Here is a 15,077-nt window from a genome sequence, read left to right as displayed (position 1 = left end):
ATTGCTATAATATCCGTTACTAGCACTTACTTAGACCGGTTCTGCTAGCTTGATGGTTGTGCCTAATTCTTCGACTTCAAACCCATCATCTTGTACATCAGTTTTACTATAAGTCGTTGCAACATCTGGTCGATAAGACTTATCCACTCGGCGTACAAAATGTAGTTTTTCAATCGCTTCACTATTTTTTTCGATATCCACTTCGTCCATGTAAATGACAACATATTTCATTTTTTTAGAAATATGTTGCACTAAGCCAAATTTACGTAGTTGTCTTAGCGGACGCATCGTGTACACCCAGACCGTTAAACTACGACGTTTTTTCCACGGCAAGGTCTCTTGCACAGCAGCTTCGGTTACTCCATCAACTTGATTTACTTCCTCTAAATGATTCACTTGAATTTCATCCAACATGACAACTTCCTCCACATCCTCTTTGAGCAAACTCAAAGAACGGATTTCCTGCATCAATCTTAATATCTGGTGAGACAATTTGCGCTAACTGATATGAGACCAAATCAAGCGTTTCTTGTAAATCACTTTCACACATACGATAATTCATCACAGCTTCATCTGTATCAAGCGCACGTTTCATTTTGCGCATTGCACGACGTTTCTCTGTATAATCAGGGGCAAATTTCCCATAAGCTTCAACTTGCTCAAAGGCGTTTTTTGCTTGCACGAAATGATTGACTTTTTGCTTTATTTCTTCAGAACATTCGATAGTGATTCGATGATCCACTAATTTTGATAAGGTCGCACTTTGAGTAATAGCTTCTATTAATACTTGCGTTTTTTCTTCAACTAGAATCGTTTCTTCTGTATAAATCATTTCATCACCTCATTTAATCCAAGCTTATGGTTTTAATAATACCACGATAAAATCATCTTTAAAAGCCACCCCGATATGATTAAATGCTTCATCATCTAATGGCAATATATAAGCCAGTTCTCCGTAACCATGTATCGCCACAAAGGATGTATCATGATTTGGCATATAAATAAACGGTGATAATTCTTCACGCTTATTACTTTCCGTTAATTTTTCTAAAGCACTGAGTTCATCTTTATCTAAATAAAAGGCCCGTTCATACGTATGGTTAATTTGTTCTTCAAGCATCGTTTCATAACGTTCTTCACTCAATATTTGATCCTGGTGCTGTAAAAATTGTTGGGCGAATTTAGCAGCTAGTTGATTTAGCTCTTCATCAACCGATAATTCACTTAGCTCATGCGTTTGACGCAAAACATTTAGTAATCCGACAAAATGAGCCGCTCGCTCTTGATCGTTTATTTCTGCTAAGTTTAATAATGAATCACTCACATCTAATAAATTACCGGACAATAGCTGATAAGGCATCAACGTTAACAAATCTAAAGCTGATAAATAACGAATCGCAATCACTTCACCCGTTACTTGACTAAAATGAACCATTGCAAAAGTACCATTATCAAAAGCAATTAACGGTTGGTAATTCATATCTTCTTCACTTAATTCGATTATATAATTCTCACGTTCGTAATCAAAACTAAAATTCGAATAGATGGTCGTCATCATCGTCAAATCATCCATCCTCATACCCGTATGTAGACCATCTGTTTCGACGTTTTGACCAACAATCAGAATAGATTCGATAATATTATTCACCACAAGTACTTCATAGTAATCCTCAGACTTTTCTCCATAAGACCACCACTCTTGAGTCTGACTCACTGCACGTTTTAATCCAGGTTCACCAAATTGCTCACGAAACTTATCGGCGGTTTTACCTATCCATTTAGAATAGCCTTCTGCTGTCAGCTTGCCTTGGATAAACGTTGGCTCTTTATCGATTATTTGTTCGTTGCTTCCTTCTTTATTTTTAACGGAAGAAGAAGTTTGTGGGAAAAATACAGGTGCAGCATAGCTAATCAGTATAAACAACAGAAAAGCGATTAAAAAATCTTTGATGCGTTTCATATCTCTCCCTCATTTCTTCTTCGTTTAATTGATTATTTAGGACTAATTTCAATTAATAAATCACCTGTTCTAATTGGTTCACCAGCTTGCGCATGAACCGCAGTAATGACACCGTCAAATGGCGCTTGTAGGCTCGTTTCCATCTTCATTGCCTCCGTAACCATTAAGGTTTGACCTTTTGTAACAGACTCGCCTTTTGTAACAAGTACCTCTAATACAGAACCTGGCATAGTTGCCCCAATATGTTGTTTATTCGTTGGTTCAGCTTTCGCTTTTAAAACAACTTGTGACTTCACATGCGTGTCATTTATAACAATTTCTCGACGTTGACCATTGAAATTAAAGAATAATGTACGGTTACCTTCTAAATCAGGTTCTCCAATTTCATCTAAGCGAACTTTGAATACTTTTCCTTTTGATAATTCAATATTAATCGTTTCATTTAGACGCATGCCATAGAAGAACGTTGGTGTATCTAAGATAGTTACTTCACCAAATTGGTCGTTCATTTTACGATAATCTAGAAAAACTTGCGGGTACATAATATAACTTAACACTTCTTCTTGCGATGGTTCATAGCCAATTAATTTAGCTAATTCCATTTTCGTTTCGTCAAAATCAATCGGTTTTGCTAAGCTACCAGGACGTACTTCAATCGATGGTTTTCCTTGTAAAATAACCTCTTTAAGTTGCGGTGGGAAGCCTCCCGTTGGCTGTCCTAAATCACCTTGAAAGAAACTCACAACTGAATCAGGGAAACTCAAGGTATCGCCTTTTTCGTAAATTAATTCTTCAGTTAAATTGTTTTGAATCATAAATAACGCCATATCGCCGACTACTTTTGAAGAAGGTGTCACTTTCACAATATCTCCAAACATTTGGTTAACATCTGCGTAAACTTGTTTCACTTCATACCAACGATCTTCTAATCCAACCGCTTTGGCTTGTTGTTGCAAGTTAGAATATTGACCACCTGGCATTTCGTGTTGATAGACTTCCGTATGTGGTGCGTTCATGCCGTTTTCAAACGGAGCATAATAACGACGAACACTTTCCCAATAATGATTAATTTGTTGAACATTTTTCATATTAATAGCTGGCGTACGCTCACCTTCACCTAGGGCATAGTACAAACTTCCCATACTTGGTTGGCTCGTATTACCACTTAATGAGCTGATAGCCACATCGACAATATCGACACCAGCACGTGTAGCAGCTGAGTAAGTAATAATTCCATTACCACTTGTATCATGTGTATGCAAATGAATTGGTAATGAAACCTTATCTTTCAAGGCACTAATTAGATGATAGGCTGCTTGTGGTTTCAATAACCCCGCCATATCTTTTATTCCGATAATATGCGCGCCCATTTTTTCCAATTCTAAAGCCATTTCAACATAGTAATTAATATCATATTTGGTTCTCGTTGTTGATAAAACATCACCTGTGTAACAAATGGTTCCTTCGGCAATTTTCCCGTTATCTCGAACAGCTTGAATACTTTTCTCCATTTGCGGTAACCAGTTTAAGCTATCAAATATTCTGAAGACATCCACACCATTTTGAGCGGCTTGTTTAATAAATCCTTCAATCACATTGTCTGGATAGTTTTGGTAACCGACAGCATTTGAACCACGGAATAACATTTGTAACAATGTATTAGGCATTGCTTCACGAATGAGTTTCAAACGTTCCCACGGATCCTCGTTTAAGAAACGATAGGCCACATCAAACGTCGCGCCGCCCCACATCTCACTTGAAAAAAGATGCGGCATTGCTAATTCACTTTGACGAGCAATACCTACTAGATCCTTAGTACGCACACGTGTTGCTAATAAACTTTGATGAGCATCTCTAAACGTTGTATCAGTTAATAACAACGCATCTTGATTTTTGACCCACTCACTAACAGCTTCGGCACCTTGTGTATCTAAAATAGTCTTTGCCGTAACCGGAATATTTCGTGTGGATTGAATAAAGACTTCTTTAGGTTTTTCAAAGGCTGGTTTTCGCTCTTCATTAATACCAGGGAAGCCATTAATTGTCACTTCACCAATATACTTCAACATTTTATTACTGCGATCTGAAACACGTGGAAAATCAAATAACTCAGGTGTTGTATCAATAAAGGTTGTATTAAACTCACCACTTTGGAATGAGTCGTGAGCTAAGACGTTTTCTAAGAAACGGATATTCGTTTTAACACCTCGAATTCGGAATTCTTTCAAAGCACGTTGCATGGTTGAAACAGCTTTGTTGAAGGTATTCCCATATGTACATACTTTAACCAATAACGAGTCAAAATAAGGTGTAACCTCAGCACCAGCATAAGCGTTCCCAACATCTAAACGAATGCCCATTCCACCTGGTGAACGGTACGTATCAATTTTACCCGTATCTGGCATGAAGTCGTTACTTGGGTCTTCCGTTGTGATACGACATTGAATCGCCGCCCCTCTAAACGTTAAATCGGCTTGTTCAGGAATACCTATTTCAGCTAATGATTTTCCTTGAGCAATTTCGATTTGTGACACTACAATATCAATATCAGTAATCATTTCAGTAATCGTATGCTCAACTTGGACGCGCGGATTGACCTCGATAAAGTAAAACTTGTCACCCTCGACTAAAAACTCGACAGTCCCGGCATTATAATACGCCACATGTTTCATCAACTGAACGGCTGCGTCACAAATTTCTTGACGAAGTGCTAGTGGTAAAGAAATACATGGGGCAATTTCAACAACTTTTTGATGACGACGTTGAATCGAACAGTCGCGTTCAAATAAATGAACGACATTACCGTGCTCGTCACCTAAGATTTGAACTTCAATATGTTTAGGGTTTTGAATATATTTTTCAACATATACTTCATCACTACCGAAAGCTGCTTTTGCTTCACTACTTGCACGGTGGAAAGCGTCGGCTACTTCCTCTTCGGATTGCACAATTCGCATACCACGACCACCCCCACCGAGCGCTGCTTTAATCATTACCGGATAACCATAGGCTTGACCAAACGCATAGACATCATCAACTGATGTAACGGGGCCATCTGAACCTGGAATTGATTGTAAGCCGGCACTAATGGCCGCTTCTTTGGCTTTAATTTTATCACCGAACATATCTAAATGTTCCGTTGAAGGACCAATAAATTTAATTCCTTCTGCTTCACAACGCATGGCAAATGTTAGATTTTCAGATAATAAACCATAACCAGGATGAATCGCATCAGCTCCTGTTTCTTTAGCGATGCGAATAATGTCTTCGATATCTAAATAGGCATCAATCGGCTTTTTGCCTTCTCCAACTACGTAGGCTTCATCAGCTTTAAAACGGTGAATAGATTCTTCATCTTCTATCGCATAAATTCCTACAGTGGGAATACCTAATTCCGTACATGCACGGAAAATTCTAATCGCGATCTCTCCACGATTTGCTACTAACACTTTTTTCATGGCTACAGTCTCCTTTATTTAGCTAACTATAATGCTTCGATATGACGTTGATGTTTTTTTCGTAATTCATCAGCGCGAATATTTAGTGCTAATCCAACGCCAATTGATAGAGCAATAAAACTTGATCCCCCTTGACTTATAAAGGGAAATGTTACACCAGTCATGGGAATTAAACCGGTAATACCACCGACATTGATAAACGTTTGAATCAACATCATCGCACTAATTCCGATACACATCATAGAATTAAATGTACTTGTGGCACTAATTCCGACGGCTAAAATACGTAAAATTAAAAACAGCAAGATACATAAAATGATAATTGCCGCAATTAAGCCTAACTCTTCAATAATAATTGAAAAAATAAAATCTGATTCGGCAACAGGTAGGAAGCCTTTTTTCTGGATGCTATTCCCTAATCCACGTCCAAAAAGACCACCATTAAACATCGCATAATACGATTGAATCATCTGCATCCCTGAAGCGTAGGGATCGATAAATGGATTTCTAAAAACTAAGAAACGGTTAACGATATATTCTGGTAAAAAATATTTCCCAATTAACGTCACAAACTCGATAGCAATCACACTTAGTGCTACACCGCCACCCGTTACAGCGATACCGTACCAATAACTGATACCACTCGCTAATAACATAACCAATGTCAGTAAGACTACAATAGCTGCACCACCAGTATCTGGCTGTAATAGCAATAGAAAAACACTAATGCCAATCGCAATCATCGGACCAAAGAATGACTGTGTAAAGCTTCTTTGAATTTCTGCTTGACGCGAGGCTACGACATTGGATAAATACCAAATGACGATAATTTTTAAGAATTCAACCGGTTGAATTTGAACACCCGCTACAGTAATCCAACCCTTAGCTCCCCCTAACGCCGTTCCGATAATAAGCGTTAACATTAGCATCCCAATAATCGCGGCTAAACTAATATTAATGACTCGCTTGTTACGTAAAAAATCAATTTTCATGTGGTAAATGATATAAATTAAAATCAACCCGACGATAAAAAACGCCGCCTGTTTTATTCCCCCACTAAACTCATTAGCACCTGCATTAATTAAACGATAAGCAGTTGCGCTATAAACCATCACAACCCCGATGATTGACAAAGCAATGTACGGAATTAAAATTCCGTAATCTAAAAAATAACGTTTCTTTGGCTTATTTACCACTAACTACACTCCTCTATTCTTGCATTTCCTTTTGTGTTTCATAGACATCGACATAGACTTTATTTAATTCACGCTCTAAATCTGCCAAAATTAATTGTCCTTCTTCAGGGTTTAATATATTCATTTTAGTAGCAAAATCTATTTGACGACTAAAACCATACATTTGTGTATCTACCACCTCTTCAAAGGCCTTACACTGAGAGATACAAAGGTGATTACGTTGACTATTAATTAATGTTCTAATCTTATTGGCTTCATTATTCAAAACAGACAATGCTAATTGATGTTCATTTTCATTAGTCATTTTCAAGACCTCCTTTAGAATTCATCTTATTATAGCATATTTCCATGAAAATACCGGTGCTAATCCTCAATTCTATGACATAAAAACCAAAAAAAGGTGTGACTATTTAGTCACACCTTTTAATGTTATCTTCTAATTATTTTGCAGCTGCGTAACGTTTGTTAACTTCATCCCAGTTAATAACATTAAAGAATGCTTTAATGTAATCAGGACGCACGTTACTATATTTTTTGTAGTAAGCATGTTCCCAAACATCGATACCTAATACAGGTGTTTTACCTTCTGATAAAGGTGAGTCTTGGTTAGCAGTTGACATAACTTCTAATTCGCCGTTATTTACAACTAACCATGCCCATCCTGAACCGAAACGGCCAGTTGCTGCTGCAGTAAATTCTGCTTGGAAAGCTTCATAGCTACCAAATTTAGCGTCGATTGCTTCTTTAATTTCGCCAGTTGGTTCACCACCACCGTTTGGTCCCATAATTTCCCAGAAGAAAGTATGGTTGGCATGGCCACCACCGTTGTTACGTACAGCTGTTTGGATATCAGCAGGTACGTTAGCTAAGTCAGCGACTAATTCGTCGATTGATTTTTCAGCTAATTCTGGATATTTTTCGATTGCTGCGTTTAAGTTAGTAACGTATGTGTTATGGTGTTTATCGTGATGTAAATGCATCGTTAATTCATCAATATGTGGTTCTAATGCATCATATGCATATGGTAGTTCTGGTAATTGGTATGTCATGGTAGTTCCTCCTAAAAGTTTTTTTATCCTACATAAAAAAATGTATCATTTAATCACTCGTTTGACAATAGTAATGCTTAAGAGTGAATTTATTTTGTAATTTAGCTTATAAACATATACAATTATAGAATAACTATTAATTAGGAGTAATCTATCTATGAACATTTTCAAATTATTTAAGGAAGCTATATTGCATCCACAAAACCTTTTTTTGTCAAATCGTTTATCAAAAAAAGTGGTCATTCCCTATTTCTTACTTTTAACGCTTATTTTAAGTTTACCGTTAATGTTTTTAACGTTTAACCAAACAAAACAAGTAGAAAATAGTATCCAAGAAATCGTTAGACAAACACCAGCGTTCACATTTGAAGACAATCAACTTGCTACTAAAGAAGCGAGTGACAGCTTTCTTTATGAATCTGATTACCTATTGTATGTGTTTGACCCCGAAGATAAATTGACAGCTAAAGACGTTAAGGATCGCTTAGTTGGTAACCAAATTGGATTGGGTTACTTAAAAGATGAGTTAATGATTGCGGTTAATGATAATAATCCGTTTATCAGTTTGATTGGTAAAAATATTTTGACGATTAGCTACAAAAACATCGACCAAGACTATTTCAGCCAAGTCGTTTTTAAAACCGCTCAAATCGGTGCTTCTCAAAGAACTATTCTAGCGCTAACCATCCTATTATTAACATGGATCCCAACAATGATCACTTTTGCCCTATACTTACTACTCGGCACACTAATTGGTCATACATTTGAACGAGCGCGTGTGTTAGGCCTAAAGTTAAATAATTCGTACAAATTATTTATGGTAGCATCAACTTTACCCGTCATTGCCTCAACAATTCTTTCAATATTCTTTCCCTCTCTAGATTCACTGTCGTTAATCATTATGGTAACCGTAGTTATCTACGCTCATAATATTAGACAAATAAAAAAACAAATTATCAACTCTCAAGACAAAAACAACTAGCCGCAATCGCGACTAGTTATTTTTTATTCTGAATAAGTATAAATAGGTTCATCTTTTTGTTCGTCAAAATCAACCGTTAAATCGTAATCAGCAAAGAACCACTCATCTGTGCTGTCGATAAAATAAGTAATACCATTTTGTTCCATTGTGACTACCGCATCAGCAGGCTCCTCTACACGCATACCAGTTGAAAATCCAGCATGAACATTTGTCCCACCACCGTATTTACCAAAAAAGTGAACATACCCACCATTTTCAACGCCTAATTCATCACGGAACCATTTTTCTGCTTTATCTGTTACAGTAATTTTCATCTACTTTACCACACTTTCTTCAACGCTTTGTACATTAATCATAACATAGAGTGCATATTTTGACGTTTTTCGCGCTCAAAAAAAGAACCCTAAAAAAGAGTTCTTAGTTCATGATTTCATCAAAACGTTCCACGTCGACTGTCTCACCAATAACGAACAGCGTATCATTTAAGCGTACCATCTCATCAGCTGAAGGTGACACAATTAATTTTACACCCTCGCGCTTAATTGCAACGACGTTTAGTCCAAATCTTTGGCGTAAATTTAACTCAAGTAACGTACGATCAACAAATTTATGATTTTCAATACGAATTTCTGCAATCGAATATTCTTCTGATAATTCTAAATAATCTAAAATATTTTTTGAAATTAAATGATGGGCGACACGCTCTCCCATATCTCTTTCTGGATGGACAACATGGTCCGCACCAACTTTTTCCAACACTTTGGCATGATATAAATTTTGTGCTTTTGCTGTAACGCGTTTAACACCCATCTCTTTAGCCATTAATGTCACTAAAATACTCGCTTGAATATCTTCACCAATCGCAATAATTACATGATCAAAGTTACGTAAGCCTAATGAGCGCAGAGCCATCTCATCTTCAGCATTTGCAACAACCGCATGTGTAGCGATATCCATGTACTCATTTACACGGTCCTCATCACGGTCAATTGCTAATACCTCTTGACCAGTTTCAACTAAGGTCGTACAAACACTAGCACCGAAACGACCTAATCCAATAATTGCAAAACTTTGCTTCATCACTTGTTCCTCACTTTACTTTACAATTCCGTGCTTGAAGGCGTAAATCGCCGCTTGCGTACGGTCTTCTACTTCTAATTTAGATAGAATATTTGATACATGTGTTTTAACGGTTTTTAACGTAATAAATAATTCATCGGCAATTTCTTGATTACTTTTGCCTTCAGAAATAAGTAATAAGATTTCTGATTCACGGTTCGTTAATTCATCGTGTAAAACAGGGTCATTTTTTTTCGTTAAGCGTTCCATCATCATGCCAGTTACTTCTGGTTCTAAAACTCTTTCACCACGATGGGTCGAACGAATCGCATCAGCTATTTCACTAGCTGATGAAGTTTTCAATAAATAGCCCGCCGCTCCTGCTTCAATTGCAGGGTATACTTTTTCATCATCAATAAAGCTAGTCACGATAATAATTTTGGCTTCTGTCCAATCATTTAGTATTAATTTGGTCGCTTCAATGCCATCCATTTCATCCATGACTAAATCCATCAAGATAACGTCAGGTTTGTATTCAAGGGCTTTCTCATAGCCAATACGACCATTTTCGGCTTCGGCTATCACTTCGATATCATCTTGAATTGATAAATAAGATGAAACACCCAATCTAACCATTTCGTGATCATCGACAAGCATCACCTTAATCATTTATTACACTCTCCCCTACCACAGGAACCCGAATATCAATACTTGTTCCTTTATTTTTAAAACTGATAATTTTACATGTGCCCCCCATTTGGTTTACACGTTCTCGAATGTTTGTTAAGCCGTAACTTCCAACTTTCGATTGACTGGTATCAAATCCGACACCGTCATCAATTACACGTAATGATAACATTTCTTCTTGTTTTTTCATATAGACTTCTAAACGTTTCGCTTTGGCATGACGAAGTGTATTAGAAAACAACTCTTGAATAATTCTAAATAAGTTATCCTCAACCGTAGTAGGTAACGGAATATCTTGAATATCCCAGACAAGTTCGATATTAATTTTGGTTTGTAACTCTCGTAATAACTGTTCAATTCCTTTTTGTAAACTCTTGCCTTCCAAATTAATTGGACGTAAATGTAACAATAACGCACGCATTTCTGATTGTGAGGCATTGATGATGTCTTCAATCGTATCAAGCTGTTTCATTAATTTTTCATCACCTTGATTTTTCTTCGTATATTCTACTAAAGCAGATAACATCATCGAAGCCGCAAATAATTGTTGACTGACTGAATCATGTAGTTCACGAGCTAAACGATGACGTTCTGTCCGCAATATTTCCTCTTTTGATTCGCCTTCAACTAAATATGGTCGACTAGAAAGGACTTGTAACTCTTTAGACATTTCTGACATTTGTTTACGCAACGATTCAATATGAAGAGATAATTCATCTTCAAGATAACCGTCTTGTTCATCTGCAATAAACACTTGATGATCGTAATTACCACGCGCTAATTGTTCAATTTTCTCTTCAATCTCAAAATACTGTTTTCTCTGTATAAAGTATGACACAATCGTAATCACTAATGCAATTAATAACGACATTAACATCAAGAAAAAGAATAAAGGGATAATTGAGACGGACAAATCAAATAAAGCTTTCATCCACAACTTACGTCCCATTGAGGTCAGCACGATAAACGATGTAAACAATAAAATGATAAAGGTAAATAGGAAAATATAAATAAAAAGAAAGAGATAATTCGTTTTATTTTTCATATTCTTACTACCTCTACATCCCCTAGTAACGTGTTGGTCACAATTTTTACACGACGGACATTTTCATCATAATCATGACTAAATATTTTAATCGCTTCATTCTTCATCGCATAGCTTTGTTCATCAAATACTAATTTTCCACTGACTGTCGCATGTTCAACCATCACACCGACCCCCATCGGCACAATAATGCGGGTACGACCGAATCCTTTACGAATAATGATGACATTATCCTCTTTAGGAAGAATCGTGTTACCTAAATCTATAATCGTATCTCCTGAAAATACCGATAAATTAATATCATCCCATTCATAGACCGTTGAGCCAATTCGTTGATTACCAAATAACTGACGCTTAAACCTTTTGCCGTTTTTCAATTCGGGTTCCACAGATTCAACATTAATCATTTGCTTATCTTTCCAAGGAACTAAATCTAAATGTTCTAACACACTAAGACCTGACGTTTCTACACCAACTAATCCAAAGAATAATATAGCAAAAACTAACATGAACCAAATAACTGGTCCGCTTGTCAATAAACTCATCATGACGACGACGGCTCCCATAATCAACTGAAATAGATTAAAACTACTTCGACGTTGACGTTTTAAAGCAAAAACAATATTAATCACACCAAAAATCAAAAAAATTAACGCTTGGGTTTCATTTACTACTTTATATAAAACAAATAGTAGCATTAACAATTCAATTATAATAAAAATTCTCCATGAATTTTTCATCAAGCATACTCCTATTCTATGATATTCTTGCTTTATTATACCTTTTATTGCTTGATTTGTTTAGTGTAGTTAGACTGATTATCCTCTAAGACTAAAGTCCGAGGAAAACAAAAAGACGTGACTATTTGGAATCACGCCTCTTATAAACCTCGATTACTCGAGGTTTATGTTTATGAAATTTTTGTAATTTTAACTGACATGTCGCCACCAGGTGTTGAGATAACTACTTCGTCATCTAATTTTTTCCCGATTAACGCCTTAGCGATTGGTGAATCATTTGAAATTTTACCTGCAAATGGATCTGCTTCGGCACTACCAACGATTGTATATTCTTCTTCTTCGCCATCTGGTAATTCAACGAATGTCACTGTACGACCAATTGTTACTTCATCTGCCGCTACTGCATCTGCATCGATAATTTCAGCGAAACGAATCATATTTTCTAATGTTGTAATACGACCTTCAACAAACGCTTGTTCATCTTTCGCTGAATCGTATTCAGAATTTTCTGATAAGTCTCCAAAACTTCTCGCTATTTTGATACGTTCAACGATTTCTTTACGCTTAACCGTTTTTAATTCCTCTAACTCTTTTTCCAAACTTGCTTTCCCTTCAAGGGTCATTGGATAAACTTTTTCCACCATGTATTTACTAACTCCTTTATATTGCTTTCAAATTTAAATGAAAAGAAGAGCTTTTTCGATTGTCACGAAAAAGCACTTCTTTTTATGATTAAAACATTACCACTCTTTATTTGGTTTGTAAACTACTAATTGTTCAAATTATCAATATGCTCTTCTTTTAATTGCAAATGTTCTTCATATGTTTCGGCAAAATAAACTTTACCTGTTTCAACATTCGCTAAGAAATAATAATAATTATTGTCAGCAGGATTTAGAACTGCATCAATTGCATCTAGTCCAGGGTTATTAAATGGCCCCGGTCCTAACCCATCATTACGATATAAATTATAAGGTGAATCTACTTCTAAGTCTTCATAGCTCAAATGAACTTTATGCTTTTGCAAAGCATACAAGATAGTAATATCTGATTCGATTCTCATGCCAATATCTAAACGATTTAGAAAGACTTTCGCAATATTTCGTCTATCAGGAGACGTTACGCCTTCTTTTTCAACTAAAGAGGCTAATGTTAAGATCTCTTGAATTGAATGATGAGACGCATTAATCTGTTCTTGACGAGTAGTTAATACTTGATTCGTCTTATCTACCATTTCAGTAATAATATCTTTAGCTGTTTTGTCTTTATAGTAATTATACGTTGCTGGGAATAAATAGCCTTCTAAATGATAACGAACATCTTTTGCAGCTTTAGTACTTGCTAATAGTTCGGGATAAGCCTCATATAATTCTTTTAAGAACGCTTCGTCATTAGCTGTTTTGATAAACTCTTCAGCTGAAATATCGGTTGCTTCATTTACTACTTCTGCAACCTGCTCTAAGCTATAGCCTTCTGGTACACTGATTTTACCATCTGCTAAAGCAAGTGGTTCTTCCGTCCCACCTTCTTTTAATAGCGCCGCAATGTCGTCTAGCGTCATATCTGGAGACATCTGATAGAAACCACCTTTAAAATCAGTCTGATTTTCCATCTTCATATAATAGTTGAAAACTAGTCCACTTTTAATGATTTTATTTTTTTCTAAAATATTTCCAATCCCTTTATTGCTCGTTCCGATTGGAATTTCAACTTGTTTTAAAGTTGAATCATTTGCGTTTAAAGGTTGTGTACCTGTCTGCCAATAACGATAAACAGAAAAGCCTAAAATCATGGCCAATATCACTAAGGCACTTACTAACGTGATGACGATTTTTCTTACCATACGATTCTCTTTTTCTCGTGCTTGTTGTCTTCTCATGCGCGTTGTTTCATCCTTTACTTCAAAATCCTCTGAAGGCTCTGATTTTTTTATTATCTCTTGATGATAGCTAGCTCTAGACTGATGTTCTTGACTCTCATTTTCACCGACACTAGCTATGATTGTTTCGTTAAATGAATGCTTATTATGGACACTTTGCGGATTCCTAATTGATTCCGGATCAAGGTGTAATTCTTTGGGTTCGATTTTATCAGTCATTTATATCCCCCTTTTCCCATAACTCCTCCATTATACACGAATTAATCTAAAAATACTATATTACAAAAAACGGCTAGTTTAGCTCATTTTTTTACAACTCTTTTTTTAGTAAAATCATATCATATAGTCTTAAATTATTTTCAATAATTGGTTCCGGATATGCGCAAAAAAAGTCTTTTTTTATTTCATCAAACCTAAAACCATGCGTTTGATATAGCGCTAATTGGCTAAAACTAGTGGTGCCTGTACCGATATAAAGAGCTTGATAATTCTTATTATTGGCATAGTTAATGGCATAGTTCAATAAAAAAGTGCCATGACCTTGGTGCTGAAAATCCGCTAGAATGCTAATATTTTTAATTTCTAATGATGCTTTACCTTTTGTAGACATTGGTGAAAGTATCATTATCCCGACCAATTGATTCTCTATTGTTAATTCTAAAATCAGACCTTTTGCTACATAGTCTTGTACTAACGCGGTATTAGGATCTGCATCTAATAGCAACTCATAACGGATAGGTCTTAATTGTTGAGGAGTTAACCTGTTTATTTCTCTTTTGTTCATAATTAGCCTCTTTAATCCTGTTTACTACTATCTTATCATAGGCCGGTTACATCTGACTTATTTTTTTATAAAAAAAACAACCTATAGTCATATTTTACTATTGAAAACAGTATAACAATACGCTATACTATCAAATTGTAGGCAGTCTTTTTTGCCGCCTTAGCTCAGTTGGTAGAGCACCACCATGGTAAGGTGGGGGTCGCCGGTTCAAGCCCGGCAGGTGGCTTCATTATAACGT

The 15,077-nt window shown here is 36.1% G+C and carries 16 protein-coding genes and 1 tRNA gene; 2 read left to right on the top strand and 15 right to left on the bottom strand.

Going from position 1 to position 15,077, the window contains the following annotated elements; genetic code table 11:
- Positions 1-30: 30 nt before the first annotated feature.
- From FA707_RS03250 to FA707_RS03220, 7 genes are all read right to left on the bottom strand, one after another.
- The gene (locus FA707_RS03250) at positions 31-414 is read right to left on the bottom strand and encodes a YlbG family protein (protein WP_136952873.1); all 384 of its coding nucleotides are present in this window, start codon (positions 412-414) and stop codon (positions 31-33) included.
- Entirely contained in the window at positions 404-832 is a 429-nt protein-coding gene (locus FA707_RS03245) for a YlbF family regulator (RefSeq protein ID WP_136952872.1), read from the bottom strand. Before FA707_RS03245 ends, FA707_RS03250 begins: the two co-directional genes overlap by 11 nt.
- A 24-nt stretch (positions 833-856) precedes the next feature.
- Entirely contained in the window at positions 857-1,960 is a 1,104-nt protein-coding gene (locus FA707_RS03240) for a CAP-associated domain-containing protein (protein ID WP_136952871.1), read from the bottom strand.
- A gap of 32 nt (positions 1,961-1,992) precedes the next feature.
- Positions 1,993-5,418, bottom strand: a complete 3,426-nt coding sequence (locus FA707_RS03235) for a pyruvate carboxylase (RefSeq protein WP_136952870.1) — start codon at positions 5,416-5,418, stop codon at positions 1,993-1,995.
- A gap of 26 nt (positions 5,419-5,444) precedes the next feature.
- Positions 5,445-6,614 (bottom strand): FtsW/RodA/SpoVE family cell cycle protein, encoded by a 1,170-nt coding sequence (locus tag FA707_RS03230; RefSeq protein WP_136952869.1) that lies wholly within the window; start codon positions 6,612-6,614, stop codon positions 5,445-5,447.
- A gap of 13 nt (positions 6,615-6,627) precedes the next feature.
- The gene (locus tag FA707_RS03225) at positions 6,628-6,918 is read right to left on the bottom strand and encodes an Fpa/YlaN family protein (protein ID WP_136952868.1); all 291 of its coding nucleotides are present in this window, start codon (positions 6,916-6,918) and stop codon (positions 6,628-6,630) included.
- 136 nt (positions 6,919-7,054) lie between these two features.
- Positions 7,055-7,663, bottom strand: a complete 609-nt coding sequence (locus FA707_RS03220; protein WP_136952867.1) for a superoxide dismutase — start codon at positions 7,661-7,663, stop codon at positions 7,055-7,057.
- A 157-nt stretch (positions 7,664-7,820) separates the two neighbouring features.
- Here FA707_RS03220 and FA707_RS03215 point away from each other — a divergent pair, with 157 nt between their 5' ends.
- Positions 7,821-8,645: a DUF1189 family protein gene (locus tag FA707_RS03215; RefSeq protein WP_136952866.1), complete on the top strand. Its 825-nt coding sequence runs from the start codon at positions 7,821-7,823 to the stop codon at positions 8,643-8,645.
- A 23-nt stretch (positions 8,646-8,668) separates the two neighbouring features.
- On the opposite strand, the gene FA707_RS03210 is transcribed toward FA707_RS03215, so the two are convergent.
- The 8 genes from FA707_RS03210 to FA707_RS03175 form a co-directional block, all read right to left on the bottom strand.
- Positions 8,669-8,959 (bottom strand): HesB/YadR/YfhF family protein, encoded by a 291-nt coding sequence (locus FA707_RS03210; protein WP_136952865.1) that lies wholly within the window; start codon positions 8,957-8,959, stop codon positions 8,669-8,671.
- A gap of 103 nt (positions 8,960-9,062) precedes the next feature.
- Complete coding sequence (locus tag FA707_RS03205) at positions 9,063-9,725, bottom strand: potassium channel family protein (protein ID WP_136952864.1); 663 nt, start codon at positions 9,723-9,725, stop codon at positions 9,063-9,065.
- Positions 9,726-9,740: 15 nt separating this feature from the next.
- On the bottom strand, positions 9,741-10,373 hold the full coding sequence (locus FA707_RS03200) for a response regulator transcription factor (RefSeq protein ID WP_136952863.1): 633 nt from the start codon (positions 10,371-10,373) through the stop codon (positions 9,741-9,743).
- Positions 10,366-11,436 carry a sensor histidine kinase gene (locus FA707_RS03195; protein WP_136952862.1) on the bottom strand — a complete coding sequence of 357 codons (1,071 nt, stop codon included), beginning with the start codon at positions 11,434-11,436 and terminating at the stop codon, positions 10,366-10,368. The genes FA707_RS03200 and FA707_RS03195 overlap by 8 nt, the downstream gene beginning before the upstream one ends.
- Complete coding sequence (liaF, locus tag FA707_RS03190; protein WP_136952861.1) at positions 11,433-12,176, bottom strand: cell wall-active antibiotics response protein LiaF; 744 nt, start codon at positions 12,174-12,176, stop codon at positions 11,433-11,435. The genes FA707_RS03195 and liaF overlap by 4 nt, the downstream gene beginning before the upstream one ends.
- Positions 12,177-12,346: 170 nt before the next feature.
- Positions 12,347-12,820 (bottom strand): transcription elongation factor GreA, encoded by a 474-nt coding sequence (gene greA / locus FA707_RS03185; protein ID WP_136952860.1) that lies wholly within the window; start codon positions 12,818-12,820, stop codon positions 12,347-12,349.
- Between the two features lie 125 nt (positions 12,821-12,945).
- Complete coding sequence (gene mltG / locus FA707_RS03180) at positions 12,946-14,274, bottom strand: endolytic transglycosylase MltG (protein ID WP_246032341.1); 1,329 nt, start codon at positions 14,272-14,274, stop codon at positions 12,946-12,948.
- A 91-nt stretch (positions 14,275-14,365) separates the two neighbouring features.
- Positions 14,366-14,839, bottom strand: coding sequence for a GNAT family N-acetyltransferase (locus tag FA707_RS03175; protein WP_136952859.1), 474 nt, complete (start codon positions 14,837-14,839; stop codon positions 14,366-14,368).
- A gap of 153 nt (positions 14,840-14,992) precedes the next feature.
- Between FA707_RS03175 and FA707_RS03170 the strand changes: the two genes are divergently transcribed.
- A tRNA-Thr gene (locus FA707_RS03170) sits at positions 14,993-15,065 on the top strand.
- The last annotated feature ends 12 nt before the right edge of the window (positions 15,066-15,077 follow it).

The organism is Vagococcus zengguangii (assembly GCF_005145005.1).
Classification (GTDB): Bacteria; Bacillota; Bacilli; order Lactobacillales; family Vagococcaceae; genus Vagococcus_A; species Vagococcus_A zengguangii.
The sequence above is the reverse complement of the archived record's forward strand: the minus strand, read 5'-3'. Positions and strand labels throughout refer to the sequence as shown.

Bases quoted from the DNA above. Each gene is read 5' to 3' on its own strand.
- FA707_RS03215 (WP_136952866.1), top strand. From the start codon at position 7,821: ATGAACATTTTCAAATTATTTAAGGAAGCTATATTGCATCCACAAAAC.
- FA707_RS03220 (WP_136952867.1), bottom strand. From the start codon at position 7,663: ATGACATACCAATTACCAGAACTACCATATGCATATGATGCATTAGAA.
- FA707_RS03200 (WP_136952863.1), bottom strand. From the start codon at position 10,373: ATGATTAAGGTGATGCTTGTCGATGATCACGAAATGGTTAGATTGGGT.
- liaF (WP_136952861.1), bottom strand. From the start codon at position 12,176: ATGAAAAATTCATGGAGAATTTTTATTATAATTGAATTGTTAATGCTA.
- FA707_RS03250 (WP_136952873.1), bottom strand. From the start codon at position 414: ATGTTGGATGAAATTCAAGTGAATCATTTAGAGGAAGTAAATCAAGTT.
- FA707_RS03240 (WP_136952871.1), bottom strand. From the start codon at position 1,960: ATGAAACGCATCAAAGATTTTTTAATCGCTTTTCTGTTGTTTATACTG.
- greA (WP_136952860.1), bottom strand. From the start codon at position 12,820: ATGGTGGAAAAAGTTTATCCAATGACCCTTGAAGGGAAAGCAAGTTTG.
- FA707_RS03225 (WP_136952868.1), bottom strand. From the start codon at position 6,918: ATGACTAATGAAAATGAACATCAATTAGCATTGTCTGTTTTGAATAAT.
- FA707_RS03235 (WP_136952870.1), bottom strand. From the start codon at position 5,418: ATGAAAAAAGTGTTAGTAGCAAATCGTGGAGAGATCGCGATTAGAATT.
- FA707_RS03205 (WP_136952864.1), bottom strand. From the start codon at position 9,725: ATGAAGCAAAGTTTTGCAATTATTGGATTAGGTCGTTTCGGTGCTAGT.
- mltG (WP_246032341.1), bottom strand. From the start codon at position 14,274: ATGACTGATAAAATCGAACCCAAAGAATTACACCTTGATCCGGAATCA.
- FA707_RS03175 (WP_136952859.1), bottom strand. From the start codon at position 14,839: ATGAACAAAAGAGAAATAAACAGGTTAACTCCTCAACAATTAAGACCT.
- FA707_RS03195 (WP_136952862.1), bottom strand. From the start codon at position 11,436: ATGAAAAATAAAACGAATTATCTCTTTCTTTTTATTTATATTTTCCTA.
- FA707_RS03210 (WP_136952865.1), bottom strand. From the start codon at position 8,959: ATGAAAATTACTGTAACAGATAAAGCAGAAAAATGGTTCCGTGATGAA.
- FA707_RS03245 (WP_136952872.1), bottom strand. From the start codon at position 832: ATGATTTATACAGAAGAAACGATTCTAGTTGAAGAAAAAACGCAAGTA.